We start from the raw sequence: 24,379 nt of genomic DNA, 5'->3' as shown, positions 1-24,379 counted from the left end.
GGTCACCGGTTCCAGTCCTGCTTCGCCGCACGGACCAGCTTGTCCTTCAGCTCCCGGGTGTGCCGCCGGCTCACCGGCAGCTCCGTCCCGTCGATCACCACCACGTAACCGGAGTTGACCAACCGCAGCTCCGCGATCAACTTCAACTGCACCAGGTACGACCGGTGCACCCGGACGAAACCGGCGTCGGCCCACCGCTCCGCGAGCGTGGCCAGCGAGACCCGCACCAGGTGTGACCCCTCCGCGGTGTGCAGCCGGGCGTAGTCGCCCTGGGCCTCCACCCAGCGCACCGCCGACCGGGGCAGCATCCGGGTGGTGCCGGCCAACTCGATCGGGATGGTCGGGTCCTCCTCGGCCCGGGCCAGCGCCGCCGGATGCGACGGCACCACCCGCGAGCCGATCACCCGGCGCAGCGACTCGGCCAGCCGCTCGGCGCGGACCGGTTTGCGCACGTAGTCGGTGGCCCCCAGGTCGAAGGCGTCCACCGCGCCGTCGTCGTACGCGGTGACGAAGACGATCGCCGGTGGCCGGGCGAACCGGCGCAGCACCCGGGCCAGCTCCATGCCGTCCAGGCCGGGCATCCGGATGTCCAGGAAGACCACGTCCACGTCACCGTCGCGGAGCAGCCGCAGCGCCTCGGTGGCGTCCCCCGCCGTGTGCAGGCGGGCCACCCGGGGGTCGGCCCGCAGGTGGTACGCCAGCTCGTCGAGCGCGGGTGGCTCGTCGTCCACCGCCAGTACCCGGAGAAAACCGGATGTGCTCACGCCACCGCTTCGCGGCGACGCGAGCGCGTCGCTGCTGTGCCTGCTGGTTCGCTCGTTCACGCCGGTGCCTCGTGGGTTCGTACCCTGCGCTCGCTCACGATCCGGCCCGCACGCCGGGGTGGAACTTCGGCACCCGCATGCTCACCCTGGTGCCCGAGCCGAGCCCGGTCTCGACGACCAGGCCGAACCGGTCCCCGAAGACGGACCGGAGCCGCTCGTCGACGTTGGAGAGGCCGACGTGCTGGCCCGTGTCGTCGCCCGGGTCGCCGGTGCTGCGGGCCAGCTCGGCGATGCCCGCGGTCAGCGTGGTCGGATCCATTCCCACCCCGTCGTCCTCCACGGTGATGTGGCATTCGGCGCCCGCGTCCCGGGCCTCGATGCTCACCATGCCTGTGCCCGGCTTGCGGGACAACCCGTGCCGGACCGCGTTCTCCACCAGCGGCTGCAGGCAGAGGAACGGCAGCGTCACCGGCAGCACCTCCGGCGCGATCTGCAACCGCACCTGCAACCGGTCGCCGAACCGGGCCCGCTCGATGGTCAGGTAGCGGTCGATCGACCGCAGCTCCTCGGCCAGCGTGGTGAACTCCCCGTGCGCCCGGAACGAGTACCGGGTGAACTCCGCGAACTCCAGGATCAGCTCGCGGGCCCGCTCCGGATCGGTGCGCACGAACGAGCCGATCGCGGTCAGCGCGTTGTAGATGAAGTGTGGGCTGATCTGCGCCCGCAGCGCCCGGATCTCGGCTCGCGCGAGCCGCTCCCGCGACGAGTCCAGCTCCGCCAGGGCGAGCTGGTTGCCGGCCCAGTGCGCGGTCTCCAGGGTGGCCTGCACCAGCCCGGGTGCCGGGGGGCTGTCGGCGATCGCCACCAGCGCGCCGACCACCCGGCCGTCCGCGCCCTGCAGCGGCGCGACCACCGCACCCCGGATCGGGCAGTCGACCCGGTCGCAGTGCAGCTCGGATTCACCGAGCACCGTCGAGCGCCCGGTCTCCATCGTCCGGCGGGCCGACGCGAGCAGCTGCTCGCCGTGGTGCGCGCCGCGTCCGTCGAGGGCGAGCACCTCGTCGGCGTCGGTGAGCGCCAGCCCGACCGCACCGACCAGGGCCCGCAGATGGCGTACGGCCTTCGCCGCGCCCGCCGCGCTCAGCCCCGCCCGCAGCGGTTCGGCGGCCAGCCCGGCGGTGTGCAGCACCTCGTAGGTGGCCCGCTGGGTGGCGGTGGCGATGCCCCGGCGGGCACGCAGCCGCAGCACCGCCAACAGGGCCGCGGTCAGCGCGGTGACCAGTGAGACGACGCCGACGACGGCGGAAAGGTTGCCACCCACGCAGCGATCCTGGCCCCTCCGGGCCGGCGAGCCAACCCCTTAGTACGCGCCCTTGCGGGCGAGCACCACGCCGATGGTGCGCCACAGGATGCTCAGGTCGTACGCCAGCGACCAGTTGTCGACGTAGTAGAGGTCGAGTCGGACGGACTCGTCCCAGGACAGGTCGGAGCGGCCGGAGACCTGCCACAGGCCGGTCATGCCGGGGCGGACCAGCAGCCGGCGGCGTACGTCGCCCAGGAAGTCGCCGTCGTCGGCCGGCAACGGGCGGGGCCCGACCAGCGACATCTCACCCCAGAGCACGTTGATCAGCTGCGGCAGCTCGTCCAGCGAGGAGGCCCGCAGGAAGCGGCCCACCGGGAAGACCCGCGGGTCCTCCTTCATCTTGAACAGCATGCCGTCGGTCTCGTTCCGGTCGACCAGGCTGGCCAGTCGATCCTCGGCGTCGACGTACATGGTCCGGAACTTCCACACCCGGAACGTGCGCCCCTCGTGCCCCACCCGGGGCTGGCGGAAGAAGACCGGCCCGGGATCGGAGATCCGGATCGCCACGGCGATGGAGAGGAAGAGCGGGATCAGCAGCAGCAGACCGAGGCCGGCGGCGACCCGGTCCATCAGATTCTTGGCCAGCAGCGCCGGCCCGGAGAGGGTTGGCTCCTCGACGTGCAGCAGCGGCAGACCCTCGATCGGCCGGATGTGCACCCGGGGGCCGGCGATGTCGGTCAGCTGCGGGGCGACCACCAGGTCGACGCCGGAGCCTTCCAACTGCCAGGCCAGCCGGCGCAGCTCGCCCGGCTCGGCGCTGGCCGACCCGCAGACCGCGATGGTGTCGCCGCCGACCTCCCGGACCAGGGCCAGCACGTCCCGGCCGGCGTGCACCGGCACCGGGGTCGGCATCCCCCGTGCCGCGGCGTACCCGTCGGTGATGTGGATGGCGACCGGCACCAGCCCGGCGTTCGGGCTGCGGGTGACCGCCGCGTAGACCTCCAGGCACTCCGGCAGGGTGCCGACCAGCACCATCCGGTGCGCGGCCTGGCCGGCCCGCCGGCGGATGTAGTGCAGCGCCCAGCGGGCCACGAAACGGCCCCAGAGGATCAGCACCGTGGCACCGACCAGGGCCGTGCCGACGGTGTACCGGGAGAGCTGGGTCACCGTGGCGAAGGCGAGGAAGGAGACGCTCGCGGCAACCGTCACCGACGCCCGGATCACCCGCTTGAACTCGTCCGGGCCGAGCCCCAGGTATCGCCGGTCATAGGCCCGGTTGCTCCAGAGGATGACCACCCAGCCGAGCGGGAGCAGCAGGAAGGAGACGGTGTGGAACCAGGTCGGGTCCTGCTTGGTGCCGGAGAAACCGGAGGCCGCCTGGTCGAACAGCTGGATCGCGATCCAGCTGGCGAACGCCGCCGCTCCGAAATCGAGCACGAGCAGGATCGCCGTGTAGGGACGGTGCCAGCGGGAGACACGGCGTCGCGCCCTGGCCCATGCCGACCGGGGGACGCCGTTGTGCGACGGCGGCGTCGGCGGCTGGATTTCGAAGCTGTCGACGTGCCGCACGAGTCTGCTCCGGCCTTCGTTGGATACCGGGCGCTGGAGGCTTGCCGTCACCTCACCCATGTCCTCCCGCATGACACGTGCCGCTCACTCGCAGTGAGGGCCCGGGTCGCCCACCGTCCCAGTCTCCCACGTGGGCTCCGACCGGTCGCGGCCCCGGAAAGGATTGGCGACCGATGGTGCCGGCGGGATCTGGCCGGCTCCGCACCATTTCAGAAGCCGGGGACCGGGCCACTATACCGATGGATGCACGTGTGGCGGGAACCATGGACCGGAGCTTCTGCTCACTCGGGTCGATTCCACTCCGTAGTCGCCGAGTGGGATTACTCACCGTACGAGGCGTGACAACCGTCGGTCAGCGAGCGGCTTGCCGCCGGTCTGGCACGTCGGGCAGTACTGGAGGCTGGAGTCGGCGAACGACACCTCCCGCACCGTGTCACCGCACACCGGGCAGGGCAGGCCGGTGCGGGCGTGCACCTTCAACCCGGAGCGTTTCTCGCCCTTCAGCTCCGCCGCCCGCTGCCCGAGGGACCGCTGGACGGCGTCGCCGAGCACCTGCCGGGTGGCCGCGTGCAGGGTGGCCAGCTGGTCGTCGGTGAGCCGGTCGGTGATGGCGAACGGGGACAGCTTCGCCGCGTGCAGGATCTCGTCGGAGTACGCGTTGCCCACGCCGGACAGCACCGCCTGATCGGTCAGCACCCCCTTGACCTGCCCGCGCCGGCTGCGCAGCCGTTCGGTGAAGGTGGGCAGGTCCGCGGCGAGCGCGTCCGGGCCCAGTTTGGCCACGCCGGGCACCGCCGACGGGTCGGTGACCAGGTACGCGGCCAGCTTCTTCTGCGTGCCGGCCTCGGTGAGGTCGAACCCGGAGCCGTCGTCGAGGCGGACCCGCAGCGCGATCGGGCCCTTGCCGGGGCGCAGCGGGGTGGTGGCCGGAAACGCCTCCCGGTAGTGCAGCCAACCCGCCCGGGCCAGGTGGACCACCAGATGCAGGTCGCCGTCGACGAGCACGTCGAGGAACTTGCCGTGCCGGCGGGCGTCGACCACCGCCCGACCGGCCACCGCGGTCGGTGCCGGGTCGTACGTCTTCAGGGCGCTGATCGCGGCGACCTCGAGCCGGTCGACACGCCGCCCCACCGCGCGCTGCCGCAGGTAACCTGCGAGCGCCTCAACCTCCGGTAGTTCGGGCACCAGCCAACGGTAGCCTTCTTTCCCGTGAGAATCGTGGTGGCACACAACCGGTACCGGGAAGCCCAGCCCTCCGGCGAGAACACGATCGTCGACTCGGAGATCGCTCAGCTCACCGCCGCTGGCGTCGAGGTGCTGCCGTTCATCCGCAGCTCGGACGAGATCCCGTCGATGTCGAAGGTGGCGAAGGCGCTCCTGCCGATCTCGCCCATCTGGGCCCCCCGGGCCCAGCACGACCTGAGCCGGCTGCTCACCGAGCACCGGCCGGACGCGCTGCACCTGCACAACCCGTACCCGCTGCTCTCGCCCTGGGTGGTGCGGACCGCGCACCGGCACGGCGTGCCGGTGGTGCAGACGGTGCACAACTACCGGCAGGTCTGCTCCTCGGGGATCTACTTCCGCGACGGCGTGATCTGTCAGGACTGCAAGGGCCGAGTGCTGGGGGTGCCGGCCATCAAGCACCGCTGCTACCGCGACTCGGCGGCGCAGAGTGCGCTGATGGCGACCACCCTGGCCGTGCACCGGGGCACGTGGCGGTCGGTGGACCGGTACATCGCGCTGACCACGGCGATCGCCGACCACCTGCGCGATTACGGCATTCCGGACGAACGGATCGTGGTGAAGCCGAACGCCGTGCCGGACCCGGGTCGACCGGCACCGCTCGGTGACGGCTTCCTGTTCATGGCCCGGCTGAGCCCGGAGAAGGGCGTCGACTTGCTGCTGGACGCCTGGCGCCGGCATCCGGTGGGTGCACTGGGCACGCTGCGCATGGCCGGGGACGGGGAGTTGCGCCCGCTGGTGGAGGCCGCCGCCGCCGAGCGGCCCGACGTGATCTACCTCGGTCAGCTCGACCGGGCCGGAGTGCGGGCGGCGGTCGAGGCGAGCGCCGTGGTGATCGCAGCCGCGATGTGGCACGACGTGCTGCCGACCGTGATCATCGAGGCGATGGCCAGCGGCCGGCCGGTGCTCGGCACCGCGTTGGGTGGCATCCCGTACCTGGTCGGGGCGGATGCTCCGCACGAGCCCGCCGGCACCGGGCCGGCCGAGGTCGCCTCCGCCGTCGCCGGCGGCGGGTCGCCGATGCCGACCGGGATCGAGGTGGGCGAGGCCGGCTGGGTGGTTGCCCCGGAGCCGGCCGCACTGGCCGCGGCCCTGCCGGTGGCCCGGGCCAATGCCGCCGGGCTGGCCCCGGCCGCCCGCGCCCGCTACGAGCGGACCTTTCACCCCGACGTGGTCACCAAGCAGCTCATCGACATCTACGCCGGCATGGCCCGCACCACCAACCGCGCCTGACCTGCCGCCCCGCCCGCCGCCCGCCGCCCGGCAAGATCTGCACAACATCAGGGATGTAGGGGCCTCGCGCGTGGCGGAGGCCCCTACATTAGGGAAGTTGTTCGGATCTTGAGGCGCGCGGGCACGGAGCGGGTGCGCGGGGCGCGGGCGTCAGCGGACAGAGGCGCGGGCGGAGAAGGCGATGCTGGCGAGCAGGAAGCCGCCGTTGACGATGGTGAACGCGACGATCACCCAGAGGACCAGCGCCGGGGCCACGGCCAGCACCAGGGCGGCCACGAAGATCACGGCGCCGTAGTCGCGGACAAGCTTCGCCAGGCGGACCGGCAGCGAGGTCGAGGTCACCATGCTGGCCGCGTTCGGGCCGGCCTGCATCACCGAGGTGACCAGGTTGACCATCCAGGTGCCGGCGAAGGTCGCCACCAGCCAGGTCGGGGTCGACGGCTCCTGCGCCACCGCCGTGGCGGCCAGCGCCGCCACCAGGGCGATCTGCGCGGCCACGTCGCAGAGCACGTCGACCCGGGCGCCGGCCGCGCTGCCCTGGCCGGTCACCCGGGCCAGTTGCCCGTCCGCGCAGTCCAGGGAGTACGCCACCTGCCAGCCCAGCAGGGCGAGCACGCCGACCACCCAGGCCGGCACGTCACCGGCCGCGACCGGGCCAGCGAGCGCCACCACGGTGACCGAGGTGGCCAACCCGAGCACCAGGTTGGTGATGGTCAGCGCGGTCGGGCGCAGCCCCAGCCGCTGGGCGACCAGCGCGAAGGCGGCGCCCAGCCACTGGCTGATCGACTCGCTGAACAGGCCGCCGCCCCGGTTCACCCGGTGGAAGTCGGCGATGGTGGGACGGGGGTCAGCCAAGCTGGTCGCGGATTGCACCGGCGTAGTCTGCCAGCCGCTCCCGCGTCTCGGTAGGCGACAACGCCAGGTGCTCGAGGATCGTGTACCGGTCCGGACGGGTGCGCGGCGCGAACTGCACCGCCTCGACGAACTGGTCGTCGGTCAGCCCCACCTCGGCGGGAAGCCGGGGCAGCCCGTGCCGGGACAGACAAGCCGACATCTCCCCGAAGCGGCGCAGGTCCCCGCGCAGCCAGGTGCAGAAGAGCGCGCCCAGCCCGGCCAGCTCGCCATGCGAGGCGGTGCCGGGGAAGAGCGCGTCCACCGCGTGCATGATCTCGTGGCAGCCGCCGCTGGACGGGCGGCTGGTGCCGCAGACCGCCATGGCGAGGCCGCTGGAGATCAGCGCCTCGGCCAGCACGGTGACGAACGCGTCATCGGTCATGTCGCCCGGGTGGTTCAGCACCGCTTCCGCGCCCGCCCGGGCCAGTGACGCAGCCAGCCCGTCGACTGGCTCGCCGCGTACCCGGCGGGCGAGTTCCCAGTCCGCCAAAGCACTGATGTTGCTGATGACATCGCCGATGCCGGCTCGGTTGTGCCGGTCAGGACCGCTGTCCACGAAGTCCAGGTCGACGATCACCGCGATCGGGATGTGCACCCCATAGGAACCCTTGATTCCATCGGTGATCAGGCTCGCCACCGGGGAGGCGATGCCATCGTTGGCCAGGCTGGTGGCCACCGAGACCATCGGCAGGCCCCGCCGAGTGGCCGCGTACTTCGCCACGTCTATGGTCTTGCCACCGCCGATGCCAACCACGGCGTCGTACGAGCGGGCGCGCAGCTTGCCGCCCAGGTCGTCGGCGGCGTCCAGAGTCGCCCCGGCGACGGTGAACACGTCGGCCGACCGCAGTGACGGTCGGATCAGCTCGGCGATCTGGGCACCCTGGCCCGGCCCGACGACCACCGCGACGTCGCCGCCGGCGGAGATTCGCCCGTCCGCCAGGATCGCGCCGAGGTCGGCCACCGCGCCCCGCCGCACGTCGATGTGGAGCGGAGTCAGCACGCTACGGGCTAGTAGCGGCACGCGATCTCCCGCGCGCGGGCCAGGTCGGCGTGGTTGTCGACCTCGACCCAGGGCACGTCGCCGATCGGCGCCGCCCGCACCTCGCCGCCCCGGTCGGCGAACTCCTGGTAGCCGTCCTCGTAGTAGAGGTTCGGGTCGCGCCGCCAGGTGGCCTCCAGCGCGTCGGCGAGCGCGTCGGCGACCTGCGGCTCGATCAGCGTGGCGCCGATGTACTCCCCGTACGCCTCGCCCGGGTCCATCACCTTGGTGATCCGGGTGAGCTGGCCGGCGGCGTCGAAGGTGGTCTTCATCTCCTCCTCGGCCAGCGGCTTGAGCGTGTCCACGGCGAGCAGGATGCCCGGCCCACGCTCGGCGAGCAGGGTCTTCTCCACGCTCACCGGGTGCACGGTGTCCCCGTTGACCAGCAGCACCCCGCGCGCGAAGTACTCGCGGGCCAGCCAGAGCGAGTAGGCGTTGTTCCACTCCTCGGCCTTGTCGTTGTGCACCAGGGTGAGCGTGACCCCGTACCGCTTCTCCAGGTCGGCCTGCCGCTCGCGGACCGCGTCCGCCGCGTAGCCGACCACGATCACGACCTCGGTGAGCTCGACCTCGGCCAGGTTGCCCAGCGCGATGTCCAGGATCGTGGTCTCCCCGTCCACCGGCACCAACGCCTTGGGCAGAGTGTCGGTGTACGGGCGCAGCCGGCGCCCTGCCCCGGCCGCGAGCACCATCCCGATCATCCCGACATCCTTCCTCGTCCTGCTCCCCGTCACCGGTGGAGGATAGCCCCGGGCGGACGGGCCGCTCCGGCCAACCGGGTCAGCCCGGCAGCGCCGCCAGGTCGGCGAGCATGGTCAACCGCTCCTCCGCGCTGAGCACGGCGTACGGGCCGGCCGCCCGGCGGTCGGTCTCCAGCTCGATGGCGAGCCGCTCCGGGCCGGCCGGGAGGGTGGCGACGCTGGAGGCGGTGTGCCCGGCGGCGGTCCAGGCGTCGGCGTGAGCGTCGGCCCGGTGGTAGCGCATCGTGCTGAGCCGGTTGAGCAGCAGCACGCCCGGCGGGGTGCCGTCCGGTTCGTACGGGGGCGCCATCGCGGCGAATGCCGAACCGTCGCGGTCCCCCTCCTCGTCGGCCAGCACCAGGGCGTACGCCAGCAACCGGCCGAGCGCCGCCACCAGCCGCGCCACCCGCTCGTCCTGCCCGGTCCACAGCTCCTCGGTGACCTCGGCGTGCACCTGGTACAGCTCGGTGAGGAAGGCGGCACCACGGTCGGTGGCGGAGAGCCCGCCGTCCGGGCGGCGGTGGATCATGCCGTGCGCCACGTGCTTGTCCACGCTCCGGTGGCAGACCACCGGGTCGCGGTACCGGGTGATCGCCGCGAACCCCGGCCCGTCCACCATGCCGCCGGGTGCGGCCAGCCGGGTGCGCAGTTCCACCAGGAAGCCGGTGGCGGCCGGCCCGCCGTACCGCTGGCTCAGCTCGGCGCCACCGCCGTTCCGGCCGGCCAGCATGCCGGCGATGAAGGCCCGGTCCACGGCCGGGGCGAGCAGACCGGCGAACCGGTGCGGCGCCAGCTCGACGGTGTTCACAGACCGATCGACCGCAGGACGGCGAAGCCCTCCTCCGCGATCCGCCGGATCAGCCCGTCGTTGACGTCGCGGTGCTCGTCCAGCACGGTCACCTCGTGGTCGGCCAGCCAGCGGTACTCGGTGTGCTTGCCGGCCTCCAGCGTCGGGTGGTCCAGGTCGCCGTCCACCCGGACCAGGAAGTCGTGCTCGATCCGGGCGAGGCCGTCGTCGCCGACGTAGTGGTACTCGCCGACCTGACCGAGGACGTGCGAGAGGGTCCAGCCGGTCTCCTCGGTGATCTCCCGACGGAGTGCCTCGTCGACCTCCTCGCCCGGCTCCAGGTGGCCGCCGACGATGTCCCAGCAGTTGGGAAAGAGGCGTCGGTGCGGCGAGCGGCGCTGAAAGAAGATGCGGCCGTCGTGGTCGACGATCAGCGCGCCGGCGCAGCGCAGGGGCTCGGTGGACACCGTCCGACAGTAGCGAGCGTGCCGGTGCAACGGCGATGCCCGGTCTTGTCCAGAGAACATTCACGGACCACCATGTCGGTACCGGATGCCACCGTCCCAAAGGGGTGATGCGTGATGCAGGTACGGGAAGCGATGTCCAGCCAGGTCCTCGTCGTCGGTCCGGAGCACACGCTCCGCCAGGCGGCCCGGATGATGTCGGCCCGCGGTGTCGGGTCGGCGGTCGTGATCGACCCGGACTCCGAGGGGATCGGGATCATGACCGAACGCGACGTGTTGAAGGCCATCGGCGCCGGCCTGGACTGCGACGTGGAACGCACCGGGGCTCACCTGACCTGGGACGTGGTCTACGCGGGCCCGGACTGGACGGTGGCCGAGGCGGCCGCCGCGATGGCCCGGGGCGGGTTCCGGCACCTGGTGGTGCTGGACGGCCGTGAGGTGGCCGGGGTGATCTCGGTCCGGGACATCATGCGGGTCTGGGCGGAGAGCCAGGTGGTCGCCGCGACCTGACCGGGGGCGCCGGGATTCCGCCGGGCAGGTGTGCCGGCCGGATCGACGGGTAGGGATTCCCTGCGGGCGAGGAGACGCCGTGGCCCGTGGGGGAGGGTCCGATGCGCGACGCGGAGCGCTTGGTCGAGCAGCAGTACGCCATGCTCCTGCGTCGGGATGTGGCCCGGCTGCCGGATCTCTACGCCCCGGAGGCGTTCTACGCCATGCCGGGCGTCACGGTCCGCCCGATCGAGCTGCCCGCGCTGCTACGGACCTGGACCGGCGCCTTCCCGGACCTGCGGGTCGACCCGCTGGGTGCGGTGCGCACGGCCGGTGGCGCGGCCGTGGAGCTGCGCCTGACCGGCACCGACGCCGGCACGCTGCACTCGCCGTTCGGCACCGTCGCGCCCACCGGCCGCACGGTGAGCTGGGAGGTGGCCGACGTGGTTCGGGCCCGCCGGGGCCGGATCGTCGCCTGGCGGTCCTACTTCGACTGGAGCCAGCTCCTCGACGCGCTCGGCGTGCACCTGGAGGGCCTTTCCCGGGCAGCGCACCACGACTCGCTCACCCTTCCGGTCTGATCTGACGCCGACCGGTGGAGTCGGGTCACCCGACCCGGTGGCTCAGGATGCGGACATCGCCGTGCCGTCCGCGCGTCCCCCGCTGCCGCCCGTACGCTCAACATCCATGACCGCCGAGCAGCTGATCTCCTTCGCCCGTGGGGCTCCCTCGCTGGACATCGTCGATGTCGAGGGGCTCAAGGCCGCCGCCGTCCGCGCCTTCGACGCCGACCCAGCCGGGGTCACGGCCTACGGCACCTCCGTCGGCTACGTTCCGCTGCGTAGGTGGATCGCCGAGAAGCACGGGGTCGAGGCCGACCAGGTGCTGGTCACCAACGGGTCGCTGCAGGCCGACGCGTTCCTCTTCGACCACCTGGTCCGCCCCGGCGACGCGGTGGTGGTGGAGCGGCCGACGTACGACCGGACGCTGCTCAACCTTCAGCGGATGGGCAGCGAGCTGCACGGCGTCTCGGTCCAGCCGGACGGCCTGGACACCGCCGAGCTGCGCAAGCTGCTGGAGTCCGGGGTTCGGCCGCGGCTGGCGCACGTCATTCCGAACTACCAGAACCCGGCCGGCATGACGCTCTCGCTGGAGAAGCGCCGGGAGCTGCTCGACCTGGCCGCCGAGTACGAGTTCACGATCTTCGAGGACGACCCGTACGCGGACATCCGGTTCCGCGGCGAGGCGCTGCCGTCGATGCTCTCGCTGGACACCCGCAACGTGGTGGTGCACGCGTCGAGCTTCACCAAGACGGTCTGCCCGGGCGTGCGGGTCGGGTACCTGGTCGGCCCGGCGGATCTGATCGCCGACATCGCCAAGAACGCGACCAGCCTCTACATTTCGCCCGGCATGGTGTCCCAGGCGATCGTGCACCAGTTCTGTGTCTCCGGCGACATCGACCGCTCGATCGAGACCGTCCGGGCGGCGCTGGGCGAGCGGGCCCGCGTGCTCGCCGAGTCGCTGCGCCGGCACCTGCCGCAGGCGCGGTTCGTGGAGCCCGACGGCGGCTACTTCCTCTGGGTGGAGTTCCCGGACGACGTGGTGGTCGACCGGCTCGCCTCCGCGGCGGCCGAGCGCGGGGTCGCCGTGGTCAAGGGGAGCGACTTCATGCTGGACGGCGGGCAGCACGCCCTGCGGCTGGCCTTCTCGGCGGTCACCGTCGATCGGATCGACGAGGGTGTCCGCCGGCTCGCGGCGGCCGTCGAGGCCGTCCGCGGCTGAGCCTTCTGTCAAGTTTCCGACAGAACGACGATGCCGGCCGTCCCGGGACTCCCGCCCGGGCGGCCGGCGGCCCACAATGCTGCGAGCGTCACTCATCAGGTGTAGTGGAGATCATCGCCCGGTTTCCCGGGCCACCCCCGCCCCCGGTGACGCGTGCAGCACAACCCCCGCCCCCACAGGCGCCGGGTGGGCCGTGTCGTCCCCGCACCCCCAATGCGGCCCGGCCCGCCCGGCGTCGCCCCACGCGACCGCCGTCACACCTGCCCTCCGCCGCGACCGGCGTAGCCTCAATCCGCAGCCGAGCGCGGGGAGGTGTCGCGATGACGGATCGGGCAGGTCAGGGCGGGACGACACCGTCGCACGCCGCTCGGGTGCTGCGACCCCGGGCGTGGCCGTCACCGGTCCGGGCGATGACCCGGATCCTCAACGCGGACGGCTCGCCGCCCGCGCCGGCCCCGGCCGGCACCGGGCGCAGCGGCGTCGTCGACTGCGCGCTCTACGTCGACGGTAAGCGGCAACCCGGCGACTGGACGTACGCGGATGCGCTGGCCGCGGCCCGCCGCGAGGAGCACGGCTTCGTCTGGCTCGGGCTGCACCAGCCCGAACTGGCCGAGATGACCGCCATCGCGGAGACCTACGGGCTGCACGAGCTGGCCGTCGAGGACGCGGTGAAGGCCCAGCAGCGCCCGAAGCTGGAGCGGTTCGGCGACGTCAGCTTCCTGGTGCTGCGCACCGCCCGGTACTGCGAGCACGCCGAGCTGAACGAGAACTCTGAGGTCGTCGAGACCGGCCAGGTGATGCTCTTCATCGGCCCGAACTTCCTGATCAGCGTCCGGCACGGCGACGCCTCCCGGCTCTCCCCGGTCCGTGCCGACCTGGAGACCAAGCAGGAGCTGCTGCTCCAGGGCCCGTGGTCGGTCGCGTACGCGATCACCGACCGGGTGGTCGACCTCTACCTGGAGGTCGCCGAGCAGATCGAGGACGACCTCGACGTGTTGGAGGCCGAGGTTTTCGACCGTAACGGCCACGGGCGGATTCAGCGGATCTACCAGATGAAGCGGGAGCTGGTGGAGTTCAAGCGGGCCGTGGTGCCGCTGCAGCGGCCGCTGATGACGCTGACCTCGCAGGTCAATCGGGAGGTGCCGAAGGAGATCCGGCGCTACTTCCGGGACGTGCAGGACCACCTCAGCCGCACCGTCGAGCAGGTGAACTCCTACGACGACCTGCTGAACTCGATCCTTCAGGCGCGGCTGGCCCAGGTCACCGTCGACCAAAACAACGACATGCGCAAGATCGCCGCATGGGCGGCCATCGCCGCGGTCTGGACCTCCATCGCGGGCGTCGAGGGGATGAACTTCGACAACATGCCCGAGCTGAACATGACGTACGGCTATCCGACCGTGTTGGCGCTGATGCTGGGCGTCTCGTTGGCCCTCTACCGCTGGTTCCGCCGCAACGGCTGGCTCTGACCGGCCGGCCCGGCGGCGCCGGGACACGTCGGACGCGGAAGCGCCGGCGGTGCGGGGTGCTCCCCGCCTCGCCGGCGCTTTTCCGTGACCCTGCGGTCAGCGGCGCCCGTTGGTGCGGGCGGTGTCCTTGCCCAGCGCCTTGGTGAGGTCGTCGGCCGGACGCCCGGAGGTGTCCTTGGCGCCCTCGGCGACCGAAGGGACCTTGTCGGTCGGGCGGACGCCGGTCGGCTTGGTCACACCGGTGGTGCTGGCGCTGTCGCCACCGGCCACCGCCGAACTGCCGGCACCGGTCATCCCGGCCATCGTGGACCCGTCGCTTCCCTTGGTGGCGGACGGGGTCCGCACCTCGATCGAATCCACCTCGTCGTGCATCGGCTCCAGGGTGCGGGTCGGGTCGTACTCGGCCCACTCCTGCTGCTCGCGGCGGCGGCGCAGGGCGACCGCGCCGGCCAGCCCGGCGATCGCACCCGCCGCGAGCAGGCCGGTCATCATCGAGCCGCGACGGCGCGGCTGCTTCTTCTTGCCGGTGATCCGCATGTTCTTCGACCTGGCCTTCCTGGTCAGCGGCCCTGCCTGCGCGGCGCCGTCACGGGCCGCCGCGGCCAGCGGTGCCAGCGTGGTGAGTGTCGTCCCCCAGCCGGTCGAGGCGCGGTCGCGCACTATCGCCGCAGCCGGCCCAACGTAGCCGCGGGCCATCTGGACCCGTGGACCGACCGTCGCGCCCGCGCCCTTGGCGGCGTGGTTGGCTGCCTGCACCAGGTGGCTGATGCTCTGGTTCAGCTCGGCCTTGGCCAGCTGCCCCTCGGACTTACGCCGCCCGATTCCAAACACGGTCCCACCTCCTGGGAGTTGTTCCTTCGTCATCCTGCACCTTCGGATGCCTCCGCGATGCCAGATCGGGCACATGGGAGGATCCGCATGGAACTGACCAACGAGTGAGGAGTACCCGTGGCCGAGGCTGTCTACGCCACCTTGCACACCAACGCTGGCCCGATCCGGCTGGAGCTCTTCCCCAACCACGCGCCGAAGACGGTTCGCAACTTCATCGACCTGGCCGAGGGCAACCGGGAGTACACCGACCCGCGCACCGGTCAGCCGGGCAGCGGTCCGTACTACGACGGCACCATCTCGCACCGGGTGATCAGCGGCTTCATGGTCCAGATGGGCGACCCGACCGGCACCGGTCGGGGCGGGCCGGGCTACAAGTTCGCCGACGAGTTCCACCCGGAGCTGCGCTTCGACCGGCCGTACCTGCTGGCGATGGCGAACGCCGGACCGGGCACGAACGGTTCGCAGTTCTTCATCACCGTGTCCCCGACGCCGCACCTCAACAACCGGCACACCATCTTCGGCCAGGTGGCCGACGAGCAGTCGGTGAAGGTCGTCGACGCGATCGCGAACACCCCGACCGGCCCGAGCGACCGTCCGCTGCAGGACGTCGTCATCGAGCGGGTCGAGATCGAGCGGTCCGCTGCCTGATCGACAGGCGAGGTACCTTTGCTCGCATGATTGAGCGCTCCGGAGCACCGCACCGGCCGGCGCCGGTGGACCGCGCGGTGGCGGACGGAGGGTCGGCACGGTGAGCGAGTCTCCGCCGACCACCCCGGTCTGCTACCGGCACCCCGGTCGGGAGACCTACGTCCGGTGCTCCCGCTGCGACCGGCCGATCTGCCCGGACTGCATGCGGGAGGCGTCCGTCGGGCACCAGTGCCCGGAGTGCGTCAACGAGGGACGTCGCAGCGTCCGGCCGGCGCGTACCGCCTTCGGTGGCGGTACCGCCGGCCGGCACGGCTACGTCACGAAGGCGCTGATCGCGCTGAACGTGCTGCTCATGCTGCTCTCCATCGCCTCCGACCGTGGTGGGGACGCGGCGGTGGGCGGCTCCGGCTTCGGTGGCCTGATGGGCGGCAGCACACCGCTGACCAACTGGGGTTCGGTGCTCGGGCTGGCGGTCTTCCCCGACGGCACGCTCGGTGGGGTCGCCGACGGCGAGTGGTACCGGCTGGTCACCGCGATGTTCCTGCACTACGGCGTGATCCACCTGCTGCTCAACATGTGGGCGCTCTGGGTGCTCGGCCGGTCGCTGGAGGCCAACCTCGGGCCGCTGCGTTTCGGCGCGCTCTACCTGATCGCGGGTCTCGGCGGTAACGTCGCCGCCTACCTGTTCAGCGCCCAGAACTCGGCCACCGCTGGCGCGTCCACCGCGGTCTTCGGCCTCTTCGCCGCGCTGATCATCATCGAGCGCAAGCTGGGTCAGGACATCTCCCAGGTGATCCCGATCCTGGTGATCAACCTGGTGTTCACGCTGACCGTGCCGGGCATCTCGATCCCGGGGCACCTGGGTGGCCTGGTTGTCGGTGGGGCGATGGCCCTGGTGCTCGCGTACGCGCCGCGCGGTCGGCGCACGCTGGTGCAGGTCGCCGGTGGCGCGATCATCCTGCTGATCCTGCTCGGCCTGGTCCTGTTCCGTACCGCGCAGCTGCTCGCCGGCTGACCGGTCGGATCACGGGCGGCGCCGGCCGTGCACGCCGGGGCGGCTCAAGATCACGCAGGGCGTGCGGCCCGCAGCGCCTCGGCCACCTCGTCCGGGGTGGCCCCCAGGTCGTACCGACCGAACAGGTGCAGCGACTCTCCGGCGTCGATCTCCAGCAGTTCGGTGGTCAGACCGAGCCGGGGCCGACGGTCCACGGTGATCCGCTCGACCGTGGCCCAGGGCAGCAGCCGGCGGCCGGCGAAACCCTGGGCGACGACCACACCGGCCGGGTCGAGGGCGAGTCGGACGGGCGCCAGCAGGTCGCGCAGCGCCCAGCCGAGCAGACCGGCGACGACCAGCCCGATCAGTGTCAGCTGCACCGGGTCGCCTTCGGCGAGGAGCAGGCCGAGCGCCACCAGGACGACCGCGCCGGCCAGCTTCGCCAGTGGCACGCCCGCCGGCACCCGCCACTGCCGGACCGGGAAAGCTTGGGCATCCATCCGGCCAGCATGCCAGCGTTCACCCGGGGGGCCGCGCCGGCACCCGTGCGTAGGCGGACCGGACCGGGGGCGGACGACCGGTTCACGGACGACGTAGGATCGGGACAGCCCAAGTTACCCGGGAGTAAACATGAGTGACGCGGTCATCGTCGGCGCGGTACGCACTCCGGTCGGGCGGCGCAAGGGCAGCCTCGCCGGCGTCCACCCGGTCGACCTTTCGGCGCACGTGCTGCGCGCCCTCGCCGAGCGCACCGGGCTCGACCCGGCGCAGGTCGACGACGTCTTCTGGGGCTGCGTGTCCCAGGTTGGCGAGCAGTCCTGGAACATCGCCCGCAACGGCGTGCTCGCCGCCGGGTGGCCCGAGACCGTGCCCGGCACCACGCTGGACCGGCAGTGCGGCTCCAGCCAACAGGCGCTGCACTTCGCCGCCGCGACGGTCCTCTCCGGCCAGGCCGATCTGGTGGTCGCCGGTGGGGTGGAGTCGATGACCCGGGTGCCGATGGGCTCCAGTGTGGCCGGCGGCATGCCGTTCAGTGATCAGCTGCGGGCCCGCTACCGGGGCGTGGAGGGCTTCGCCGACGACGCGCCGCTGCCGTTCAACCAGGGGGTCGGGGCCGAGCTGATCGCCCAGCGGTGGCGCTTCTCGCGTACCCAGCTCGACGAGTTCGCGCTGGCCAGCCACGAGAAGGCGGCCGCCGCGCAGGACGCTGGCGCGTTCGACCCGGAACTGGCGCCGGTGCCGCTCGCCGACGGCGGCAAGTTCGCCGCCGATGAGGGCATCCGCCGGGACACCTCGCTGGACAAGCTCGGCGAGCTGGCCACCCCGTTCCGCGCCGACGGGGTCGTGACCGCGGGTTCCGCGTCCCAGATCTCCGACGGCGCAGCGGCCCTCGCGGTCACCACCGGCGAGTGGGCCAGCCGGCACGGGCTCCGCCCGCTGGCCCGGATCCACACCGCCGTGGTCGCCGCCGACGACCCGGTCACCATGCTCACCGCGCCCATCCCGGCCACCGCGAAGGCGCTGCGCCGCGCGGGGCTGGGCATTGAGGAGATCGGGGTGTACGAGGTGAACGAGGCGTTCGCCCCGGTGCCGCTGGCCTGGCTGGCGGAGACCGAGGCGGACCCGGAGCGGCTCAACCCGCGCGGCGGGGCGATCGCCCTCGGCCATCCGCTCGGTGGTTCCGGTGCCCGGATCATGACCACGATGCTCCAGCACATGCGGGACAACGGGATCCGCTACGGCCTGCAGACCATGTGCGAGGGCGGCGGCATGGCCAACGCCACCATCGTCGAGCTGCTCTGACTCCAGCCCCGGTCGTTCCGGGGGAAAAGGCCTCGCCCCGCCCCGGCCGCGCCGCCTAGGGTGCGCACTGTGACGACGACCGCCGGTGAGCGCGCCCCCGACTGGTCCCGAGAGCAGTGGCAGGTGCGGGCCCGCTCCTGGGTGGACGCGCAGCTGAGCCGGGCGGGCCTGCGGGTGACGGGGCCTGTGCAGCCGCGGGTGCGCCCGTGGTCGCTGGTGTGGCGGGTGCCCACCGACGGCGGGCCGGTCTGGTTCAAGGCCAACAACCCGGGCACGGTGCACGAGGCCGTCCTGATCGCGGCGCTGGCCGGGCTGGCGCCCGAGCGGGTGCTCGCCCCGATCGCGGTGGACCCGGCCCGGGGCTGGTCGCTGCTGCCCGACGGCGGGGAGTCGCTGCGGGACGTGCTGGGCCGGGACCCGGACCTGGCGCACTGGGAGCGGGCGCTGCCCGGGTACGCCGCGCTCCAGCTGGCCAGCGCGCCCCGGGCCGACGAACTGATCGCCCTCGGCGTGCCGGACCACCGCCCCGAGGTGCTCGCCGGGCTACTCGCCCAGCTGCTCGACGACCGGGAGTCGCTGCGGATCGGCGATGAGGACGGGCTCAGCCCGGAGACGTACGAGCGGCTGCGGGCCGAGTTGCCCGCGTACGCCGAGCGGTGCCGCCGGCTCGCCGACATCGGCATCCCGGCCACCGTGCAGCACGACGACCTGCACGACGGAAACGTCTTCGCCGGCCCGGACGGGTACCGCTACTTCGACTGGGGCGACGCCTCGGTGGCGCACCCGTTCGGCACGCTGCTGGTGACCCTGCGCTCGATCCGGTACGCCACCGAGTTGGCTGCCGACGACGCCCGGCTGGCCCGGCTGCGCGACGGGTACCTGGAGGCGTGGACCGACCGGTACGACCGTCGGACGCTGGTCGAGGCCGCGGGCCTGGCGATGAACCTGGGCGCGGTCAGCCGGTCGCTCTCCTGGCGGCGGGCTCTGGACACCGCCGATCCGGCGCGGGCCGAGTACGCCGACGCGGTCCCCGGTTGGCTCGCCGAGCTGTTCGAGCCGACTCCGCTCTGACCCACTCCTGACCACGATCCATACGGGTTGGAAGTCGGACAGGCGGTGCGACGCGCCGCGTGGAACTTCCAAAAAAACGACGTGACCCACGTCACCTTCGTCGAGGAGGTCGTTGGGCAGGTCATGGACGTCTTCTCCCGAACGTTCCTCCCGGCCGCCGCCGAGGCTGGCCTGGCCGTGCAGACCCTGAGCCGGCACATGCCGGTCTTCCGGCGCTGTGTCGGCTCCGGTGACGCCACCATCCTGGTCACCCGCTGCAGCCGCCCGGACCGCCCGGTCACCGGCGACTACCTGCTGCTGCTCACCCATCGTCGGTTGGTGGTGACCCAGCAGACCCGGCTGCTGCACCGGCTGCGTCTGCATCTCAACACCGAGCTGCGTGAGCTGAGCAACGTCACCTGGAGCCCCGACCCGCGGCTGCACTCGGTCGAGCTGGCCGCCACCGCCATCGATGGGATCCGCGAGCGGTTCCTGATCCACACCACCCACCCGAAGCGGGTGTGGCAGCTCGACGCGCTGCTCAACCACGCCTTCCGGACCCGTCTGCGGACGCCCCACGAGCGGATCGTCGCCACCATCGGCGAGGTGCCGGCCGCCGCGCGGCCCAGCGCGTTCCGACCCGCCGTGGCGCGCTGACGCCCCACCGCCCGACCGCTCGCGGCGGCGCTCCGCCCCGCCTTTACCGAACTCGAACATGCGCCGATCGCGCCGAGCGCACCGGGTCGGCAATCATGGGTCGGTGACCGTCGAACCGCCGCACCGCGGGCTCGTCCTCGTGGTCGAGGACGAGCCGGCCATCGCCGACCTGGTCCGGCTCTACCTCACCCGCGACGGGTTCGGCGTCCACCTGGAACGGGACGGCGAGGCCGGCCTGGACGCCGCCCGCCGGCTGCGTCCGGTGGCCTGCGTCCTGGACATCGCCCTGCCCGGGCTGCCCGGCACGGAGATCTGCCGCCGGCTGCGCGAGGGCGGCGACTGGACCCCGGTCATCTTTCTCACCGCCCGGGACGACGAGGTCGACCGGATCGTCGGCCTGGAGTTGGGCGCCGACGACTACGTCACCAAGCCGTTCAGCCCCCGGGAACTGGTCGCCAGGGTGCGCGCGGTGCTGCGCCGCTCCGCCGGCGGGCCGGAGGGCACGGACCGGCCGCGCGTCGTCGGTCCGGTGACGCTCGACCCGGCCCGTCGGACGGTCACCGCCGCCGGCGCACCGGTGCAACTCACCTCCACCGAGTTCGACCTGCTGGCCCACCTGATGGCCCGGCCCGGGCGGGTCTTCACCCGGGAGGAGTTGTTGGCCGGCGTGTGGGGCTACGCCGCACACGCCGGCACCCGCACGGTCGACGTGCACGTCGCCCAGGTGCGGGCGAAGCTCGGCCCGGCCAGCGTGATCCGGACCCATCGGGGCGTGGGGTACGCGGCCGATGCCTGACCATCCTGGTCGGCAGCAGCCCACGGCGCGACCCGAGTCGCCGACCATGGCACTGCCGGTGGTCGGCGCCCACCCCCCGACCGCGCCACGGCGCGGCCGTTTCGGTCGGACGCTGACCACCCGGGCCGTGCTGGTCACCTGTGCCGTGGCGCTGGTGTCGGTGCTGGTCACCGCGATCGTCGCGGTGCCGCTGGCGATCCGGGGCGCGGAGCGACGCGATCAGGAGGCGCTCGCCGCCCAGGCCCGACTCGCCGCCGAGGTGCTGCGGACCCGGCTGGACCGGGGTCGTACCGCCGACGAGGAGCGGCTCATCCAGCAACTGCGCGCCCAGGGCATCGACGCGTACCTGATCCGGCGGGGGGCGGTCGACCGGCCGGGCCTGCCACCCCGGGTGGTCCAGCGGATCGAGCAGGGCCGCAACGTGTCGATCCGCCGCCCGGTCAACGGCAGGCGCGCACTGGTCGAGGGCAGGGCGCTGCCCGGCGGCAACGGGGTGGTGCTCGCCCGCGCCTCGACGACCGGGCTGTGGCAGCAGGTGCTGCTCAGCCTGTGGCTACCGCTGCTGGCCGGGCTCGCCGCCGGCGTGGTGGCCGGGCTGCTGCTGGCCCGCTGGCTGGCCCGGCCGATTCGTGTCGCGGCCACCGCCGCCGCCCGTCTGCGCGCCGGGGACCGCGCGGTCCGGGTGCCGGTCGAGCCGCCGGACGAGGTCGCCGACCTGGCCGAGGCGTTGAACGGGTTGGCCGCCGCGCTGGCCACCAGCGAGGGCCGGCAGCGGGAGTTCCTGCTCTCCGTCTCGCACGAGCTGAGGACCCCGTTGACCGCGATCCGGGGGTACGCCGAGGCGCTGGCCGACGGCGTGATCGACGCGGACGGGACGGCTGGCACCGGCCGGACGATGCTGGCAGAGGCCCAGCACCTGGACCGGTTGATCGGCGACCTGCTGGCATTGGCCCGGCTGGAGGCCGCCGACTTCCCGCTGGAACCGGTGCCGGTGGACCTGGCCCGGCTGGCCGTCGACGCCGAGGCGACCTGGTCGGGCCGTTGCGCGGCGGTCGGAGTGCCGTTCCGGTTGGAGACGCCCAGCGGGCCGGTGCCGGTGTACACCGACCCGGGGCGGATCCGACAGGTGGTGGACGGGCTGCTGGAGAACGCGCTGCGGGTCGTACCCCCGGGGGCGCCGGTGGTGCTCGCGGTCCGGGCAGCCGGCGCGGACCCGGCCGCCGGCGGCGTGCTGGAGGTCCGCGACGGAGGGCCCGGCTTCACCGACGACGACCTGGCGGTGGCGTTCGAGCGGGGTGCGCTGCACCAGCGATACCGGGGGGTGCGCAAGGTGGGCAGCGGGCTGGGGCTGGCACTGGCCGCCGGGCTGGTCCGCCGGCTGGGCGGGGAGATCGCCGCCGGTCACGCGCCGGAGGGCGGTGCCGCATTCACGGTCCGGCTGCCCGGTGATCCTTACCAGACCCGAACATCGCCCTGACGCTCCGCTCGTCGTCGCCGGGCAGGCTGAGGGCTCCACGGACGAGAGGGAGAGTCATGCCACGTTGGGGATTCGCCGCCACCACGTCACTGCTCGCGGCGGTCGCGCTCGGCGTCAGCGGCTGCGGCGCGGCCGAGGTGGCCAGCCAACCCGCCCGGGAGGCCGCGGTCGAGGTCGCCGCGGCGATGGGAGTGGAGGGCCAGGCACTGGCCGCCATGGGCTTCGACGCCAACGACCTGGACGTGCAGACCGTTGCCGCGCCGGCCCCCGGCGGGTCGGCCACGCCCGGTGCTTCCCCCAGCGCGGAGGAGAAGACCCGGCAGAAGCGCGGCGAGGAGTGGCGCAAGCGCCGCCAGGCCCGGGTGCTGCTGCACAGGAACACCCTGCACGGTGAGGCCGTGGTGCAGACCAAGGGCGGCGGTACGCAGACCGTCGCCGTGCAGCGCGGCGAGGTGACCGCGATCGACGGCGACTCGATGAGCGTGAAGTCCACCGACGGCTTCACCATGACGTGGACCTTCGGCGACGACCTGCGGGTCGTCGAGCGCCGTGCCACCGTGCAGCCGAGCGATGTCAAGGTCGGCACGACGCTCGGCGTCGCCGGTGCGAAGGACGGCGACAAGGGCGTGGCCCGCCTCATTCTCATCCCCCGCACCAAGTAAGCGCCAAGTGAGAGGAAGGGCCCCTTGTCAACGCCAGGCGTCAACAAGGGGCCCTTCCTTTCATTGCTCAGTAGACGCGGGAGCCGATGAAGTCGTCGTGACCGTAGCCGACCGGGTTGGCGGCGGTCCGGGGCTCGTACGACCACTGCTGCCGGGTGCTGGTGGAGCAGCCGGCCAACCGCAGCCGGGGGCTGCCCAGCCACGGGTTGTCGAACGCCACGCAGAGGTTGCTGGCGCCGGCCGGCTTGATCTGGTTGCCGGCGAAGACGAACTGCTGGGCGGCGGTGCCGTTGCAGTCGTAGATGTTGACCGCGGTGCCGGAGGTCAGCGACCCGTTCGCGATGTCCAGGCAACGGTCGTGGGAGAGCTCGGAGTGCAGCGACCGCCGGCCCGGGTCGTACCAGAAGCCCTGGTTACGCCCACCGTGGCAGGTGTACGGCTGCTGGACGGTGCCGTTGCGGGAGTCGTACCCCTTGCCGTCGACACAGGTGCCGGTGGCCAGGTTGCGCAGCTGCTTGAACTCCAGCAACCCCGGGTAGAGCACTCCGCTGCCGGTGCTGGCCGGGTCGACGCAGCTGGCCCGCTCCTGCCCGGAGTTCCAGAACTGGGTGATGCACTGGGCGAACATGCCGTGGCCGCGGGCGTTGGGGTGGAAAGACTGCCGGGCGGCGTTCTCGTCCCAGATCCCCACCTCGATGTAGAGGCCGCGGACCGAGGTGTTGTCGGTGCACACCTCGTGGCCGTGGAAGAGCCGGCTGGCATCCAGGTAGCGGGTGCCGGTCTGGGTGGCCGCGGCGCGCAGCGCCGACTCGAACATCGGCACGGCCTTGTTCCGGGCGAACGCCGCGTCGGCCAGGTAGAGCAGGCAACCGCCGGAGTACCAGCCGGGGAAGTCCGGGTTGTCCTCCACGTCCGGGCTGCCCGGGCTCGGGTACGACATGAGCACCAGTTCGTAGTCCGAGCGCAGGTAGCCGGCGTTGGTCATCGTCTGCCGGATGTCGGTGAGCGCGTCGACCACGGCCTGACGACTGCCGTCGGTGCGGATCGTCCACTGGTCGGTGTAGCGCGGGTAGCAGGGGCCCTGGAAGAAGACCCGGCTGATCGCGCAGTCGGTGGCGACCGGGCCGAACTGGATCGTGCCGTCGCCGTTCGCGCCGACGACCACCCAGATCAGCTTCACGTGCGTGTTACGCGCCTTGATCCCCAGGTAGTCGCCCTGGTTCAGCTCGTTGTGCTGGGTCGGGCCGCCGGCGATCAGGTTCCACGGGGTGGCACCGGAGCAGGCCAGGTTGTACTGCGCGTCCGAGGGGATGCCGGTGCGAAACAGCGCCTGGTCGTACGAGCGGTCGCACCAGTTGCCGGGCTGGTGGGTGCCGGGGACGTAGTTGCCGACCCCCTCACCGGAGATCTCACTGTCACCCATGGTGATCAGCGCGGTGCGGCGCTGGTCGATCGGACGGATTGCCGGGCTGCCGTAGAGGGCGGTCGCCTCGGCGGCCCGGATGGACTCCAGGTTGGCGGGGAGTGGTTGGACGGCCGGTCGGTCGGCGGCGGTGGCGGGGGCGGCCGGTCCGGCGAGCATCGGCAGGACGAGAGCGGCGACGGCGACGGCGACGGTGAGGGCCCGTCGTCGGGTCGCGCGTTCGGGCCTGGCGGGGGTAGCAGGCATCGACGCACTCCTTTCGG

The 24,379-nt window shown here is 72.5% G+C and carries 25 protein-coding genes; 13 read left to right on the top strand and 12 right to left on the bottom strand.

Annotated features, from left to right (window positions below; translation table 11 throughout):
- Positions 1-2: 2 nt before the first annotated feature.
- The 4 genes from BUS84_RS22740 to BUS84_RS22725 all read right to left on the bottom strand — a co-directional run bounded on the left by BUS84_RS22740 (position 3) and on the right by BUS84_RS22725 (position 4,821).
- The gene (locus BUS84_RS22740; RefSeq protein WP_074319021.1) at positions 3-764 is read right to left on the bottom strand and encodes a LytR/AlgR family response regulator transcription factor; all 762 of its coding nucleotides are present in this window, start codon (positions 762-764) and stop codon (positions 3-5) included.
- A 94-nt stretch (positions 765-858) separates the two neighbouring features.
- The gene (locus tag BUS84_RS22735) at positions 859-2,085 is read right to left on the bottom strand and encodes a sensor histidine kinase (protein WP_074315405.1); all 1,227 of its coding nucleotides are present in this window, start codon (positions 2,083-2,085) and stop codon (positions 859-861) included.
- A 39-nt stretch (positions 2,086-2,124) separates the two neighbouring features.
- Entirely contained in the window at positions 2,125-3,696 is a 1,572-nt protein-coding gene (locus BUS84_RS22730; RefSeq protein WP_074319020.1) for a sugar transferase, read from the bottom strand.
- A 264-nt stretch (positions 3,697-3,960) separates the two neighbouring features.
- Complete coding sequence (locus BUS84_RS22725) at positions 3,961-4,821, bottom strand: Fpg/Nei family DNA glycosylase (protein ID WP_074315403.1); 861 nt, start codon at positions 4,819-4,821, stop codon at positions 3,961-3,963.
- 24 nt (positions 4,822-4,845) lie between these two features.
- Between BUS84_RS22725 and BUS84_RS22720 the strand changes: the two genes are divergently transcribed.
- A complete protein-coding gene (locus BUS84_RS22720; protein WP_074315401.1) occupies positions 4,846-6,111 on the top strand; it encodes a glycosyltransferase in 1,266 nt (421 codons plus the stop codon).
- A gap of 150 nt (positions 6,112-6,261) precedes the next feature.
- Here the strand turns inward: BUS84_RS22720 and BUS84_RS22715 are convergent, their stop codons facing one another.
- The 5 genes from BUS84_RS22715 to BUS84_RS22695 form a co-directional block, all read right to left on the bottom strand.
- Entirely contained in the window at positions 6,262-6,984 is a 723-nt protein-coding gene (locus tag BUS84_RS22715; RefSeq protein WP_074315399.1) for a CDP-alcohol phosphatidyltransferase family protein, read from the bottom strand.
- Positions 6,959-8,026 carry an iron-containing alcohol dehydrogenase family protein gene (locus tag BUS84_RS22710; protein ID WP_074315397.1) on the bottom strand — a complete coding sequence of 356 codons (1,068 nt, stop codon included), beginning with the start codon at positions 8,024-8,026 and terminating at the stop codon, positions 6,959-6,961. The genes BUS84_RS22715 and BUS84_RS22710 overlap by 26 nt, the downstream gene beginning before the upstream one ends.
- Complete coding sequence (locus BUS84_RS22705) at positions 8,014-8,745, bottom strand: phosphocholine cytidylyltransferase family protein (protein WP_074315396.1); 732 nt, start codon at positions 8,743-8,745, stop codon at positions 8,014-8,016. Before BUS84_RS22705 ends, BUS84_RS22710 begins: the two co-directional genes overlap by 13 nt.
- A gap of 79 nt (positions 8,746-8,824) precedes the next feature.
- Positions 8,825-9,592: a hypothetical protein gene (locus BUS84_RS22700; RefSeq protein ID WP_074315394.1), complete on the bottom strand. Its 768-nt coding sequence runs from the start codon at positions 9,590-9,592 to the stop codon at positions 8,825-8,827.
- The gene (locus tag BUS84_RS22695) at positions 9,589-10,038 is read right to left on the bottom strand and encodes an NUDIX hydrolase (protein ID WP_244298690.1); all 450 of its coding nucleotides are present in this window, start codon (positions 10,036-10,038) and stop codon (positions 9,589-9,591) included. Before BUS84_RS22695 ends, BUS84_RS22700 begins: the two co-directional genes overlap by 4 nt.
- Positions 10,039-10,152: 114 nt before the next feature.
- Here BUS84_RS22695 and BUS84_RS22690 point away from each other — a divergent pair, with 114 nt between their 5' ends.
- The 4 genes from BUS84_RS22690 to corA all read left to right on the top strand — a co-directional run bounded on the left by BUS84_RS22690 (position 10,153) and on the right by corA (position 13,775).
- Positions 10,153-10,545 (top strand): CBS domain-containing protein, encoded by a 393-nt coding sequence (locus tag BUS84_RS22690; RefSeq protein WP_074315390.1) that lies wholly within the window; start codon positions 10,153-10,155, stop codon positions 10,543-10,545.
- Positions 10,546-10,646: 101 nt separating this feature from the next.
- Positions 10,647-11,105: an ester cyclase gene (locus BUS84_RS22685; protein WP_074315388.1), complete on the top strand. Its 459-nt coding sequence runs from the start codon at positions 10,647-10,649 to the stop codon at positions 11,103-11,105.
- 106 nt (positions 11,106-11,211) lie between these two features.
- A complete protein-coding gene (locus BUS84_RS22680; RefSeq protein WP_074315386.1) occupies positions 11,212-12,306 on the top strand; it encodes an aminotransferase-like domain-containing protein in 1,095 nt (364 codons plus the stop codon).
- Between the two features lie 410 nt (positions 12,307-12,716).
- Positions 12,717-13,775 (top strand): magnesium/cobalt transporter CorA, encoded by a 1,059-nt coding sequence (gene corA, locus BUS84_RS22675; protein ID WP_425293499.1) that lies wholly within the window; start codon positions 12,717-12,719, stop codon positions 13,773-13,775.
- Between the two features lie 96 nt (positions 13,776-13,871).
- Here corA and BUS84_RS22670 read toward each other — a convergent pair whose 3' ends face one another.
- Positions 13,872-14,639, bottom strand: a complete 768-nt coding sequence (locus BUS84_RS22670) for a hypothetical protein (RefSeq protein WP_074315382.1) — start codon at positions 14,637-14,639, stop codon at positions 13,872-13,874.
- An 84-nt stretch (positions 14,640-14,723) separates the two neighbouring features.
- Between BUS84_RS22670 and BUS84_RS22665 the strand changes: the two genes are divergently transcribed.
- Entirely contained in the window at positions 14,724-15,254 is a 531-nt protein-coding gene (locus tag BUS84_RS22665; protein ID WP_074315380.1) for a peptidylprolyl isomerase, read from the top strand.
- Between the two features lie 100 nt (positions 15,255-15,354).
- A complete protein-coding gene (locus BUS84_RS22660) occupies positions 15,355-16,269 on the top strand; it encodes a rhomboid family intramembrane serine protease (protein WP_074315378.1) in 915 nt (304 codons plus the stop codon).
- A 50-nt stretch (positions 16,270-16,319) separates the two neighbouring features.
- On the opposite strand, the gene BUS84_RS22655 is transcribed toward BUS84_RS22660, so the two are convergent.
- Positions 16,320-16,748 carry a PH domain-containing protein gene (locus BUS84_RS22655; protein WP_074315376.1) on the bottom strand — a complete coding sequence of 143 codons (429 nt, stop codon included), beginning with the start codon at positions 16,746-16,748 and terminating at the stop codon, positions 16,320-16,322.
- 130 nt (positions 16,749-16,878) lie between these two features.
- Here BUS84_RS22655 and BUS84_RS22650 point away from each other — a divergent pair, with 130 nt between their 5' ends.
- From BUS84_RS22650 to BUS84_RS22625, 6 genes are all read left to right on the top strand, one after another.
- Entirely contained in the window at positions 16,879-18,051 is a 1,173-nt protein-coding gene (locus BUS84_RS22650) for a thiolase family protein (protein ID WP_074315374.1), read from the top strand.
- Between the two features lie 69 nt (positions 18,052-18,120).
- Positions 18,121-19,122, top strand: a complete 1,002-nt coding sequence (locus BUS84_RS22645; RefSeq protein WP_074315372.1) for an aminoglycoside phosphotransferase family protein — start codon at positions 18,121-18,123, stop codon at positions 19,120-19,122.
- A 123-nt stretch (positions 19,123-19,245) separates the two neighbouring features.
- Positions 19,246-19,758 (top strand): hypothetical protein, encoded by a 513-nt coding sequence (locus BUS84_RS22640; RefSeq protein WP_074319019.1) that lies wholly within the window; start codon positions 19,246-19,248, stop codon positions 19,756-19,758.
- Positions 19,759-19,861: 103 nt separating this feature from the next.
- Positions 19,862-20,554, top strand: a complete 693-nt coding sequence (locus tag BUS84_RS22635) for a response regulator transcription factor (protein WP_074315370.1) — start codon at positions 19,862-19,864, stop codon at positions 20,552-20,554.
- A 46-nt stretch (positions 20,555-20,600) separates the two neighbouring features.
- The gene (locus BUS84_RS22630; protein WP_425293498.1) at positions 20,601-22,031 is read left to right on the top strand and encodes a sensor histidine kinase; all 1,431 of its coding nucleotides are present in this window, start codon (positions 20,601-20,603) and stop codon (positions 22,029-22,031) included.
- Between the two features lie 56 nt (positions 22,032-22,087).
- Positions 22,088-22,693: a hypothetical protein gene (locus tag BUS84_RS22625; RefSeq protein WP_074315366.1), complete on the top strand. Its 606-nt coding sequence runs from the start codon at positions 22,088-22,090 to the stop codon at positions 22,691-22,693.
- Between the two features lie 67 nt (positions 22,694-22,760).
- Here BUS84_RS22625 and BUS84_RS22620 read toward each other — a convergent pair whose 3' ends face one another.
- The gene (locus tag BUS84_RS22620; RefSeq protein WP_074315365.1) at positions 22,761-24,362 is read right to left on the bottom strand and encodes a ricin-type beta-trefoil lectin domain protein; all 1,602 of its coding nucleotides are present in this window, start codon (positions 24,360-24,362) and stop codon (positions 22,761-22,763) included.
- Positions 24,363-24,379: the final 17 nt, after the last annotated feature.

It is taken from the genome of Micromonospora cremea (genome assembly GCF_900143515.1).
Taxonomy (GTDB): Bacteria; Actinomycetota; Actinomycetes; order Mycobacteriales; family Micromonosporaceae; genus Micromonospora; species Micromonospora cremea.
Note: the sequence above shows the minus strand (reverse complement) of the source record. Positions and strands in the feature narration are given on the sequence as shown.

What these genes read in the sequence shown, in the direction of transcription:
- BUS84_RS22730 (WP_074319020.1), bottom strand. Translation starts at nt 3,696, where the DNA reads ATGGGTGAGGTGACGGCAAGCCTCCAGCGCCCGGTATCCAACGAAGGC.
- BUS84_RS22705 (WP_074315396.1), bottom strand. Translation starts at nt 8,745, where the DNA reads ATGATCGGGATGGTGCTCGCGGCCGGGGCAGGGCGCCGGCTGCGCCCG.
- BUS84_RS22690 (WP_074315390.1), top strand. Translation starts at nt 10,153, where the DNA reads ATGCAGGTACGGGAAGCGATGTCCAGCCAGGTCCTCGTCGTCGGTCCG.
- BUS84_RS22685 (WP_074315388.1), top strand. Translation starts at nt 10,647, where the DNA reads ATGCGCGACGCGGAGCGCTTGGTCGAGCAGCAGTACGCCATGCTCCTG.
- BUS84_RS22680 (WP_074315386.1), top strand. Translation starts at nt 11,212, where the DNA reads ATGACCGCCGAGCAGCTGATCTCCTTCGCCCGTGGGGCTCCCTCGCTG.
- corA (WP_425293499.1), top strand. Translation starts at nt 12,717, where the DNA reads ATGACCCGGATCCTCAACGCGGACGGCTCGCCGCCCGCGCCGGCCCCG.
- BUS84_RS22670 (WP_074315382.1), bottom strand. Translation starts at nt 14,639, where the DNA reads ATGACGAAGGAACAACTCCCAGGAGGTGGGACCGTGTTTGGAATCGGG.
- BUS84_RS22655 (WP_074315376.1), bottom strand. Translation starts at nt 16,748, where the DNA reads ATGGATGCCCAAGCTTTCCCGGTCCGGCAGTGGCGGGTGCCGGCGGGC.
- BUS84_RS22650 (WP_074315374.1), top strand. Translation starts at nt 16,879, where the DNA reads ATGAGTGACGCGGTCATCGTCGGCGCGGTACGCACTCCGGTCGGGCGG.
- BUS84_RS22640 (WP_074319019.1), top strand. Translation starts at nt 19,246, where the DNA reads ATGGACGTCTTCTCCCGAACGTTCCTCCCGGCCGCCGCCGAGGCTGGC.
- BUS84_RS22630 (WP_425293498.1), top strand. Translation starts at nt 20,601, where the DNA reads ATGGCACTGCCGGTGGTCGGCGCCCACCCCCCGACCGCGCCACGGCGC.
- BUS84_RS22625 (WP_074315366.1), top strand. Translation starts at nt 22,088, where the DNA reads ATGCCACGTTGGGGATTCGCCGCCACCACGTCACTGCTCGCGGCGGTC.
- BUS84_RS22620 (WP_074315365.1), bottom strand. Translation starts at nt 24,362, where the DNA reads ATGCCTGCTACCCCCGCCAGGCCCGAACGCGCGACCCGACGACGGGCC.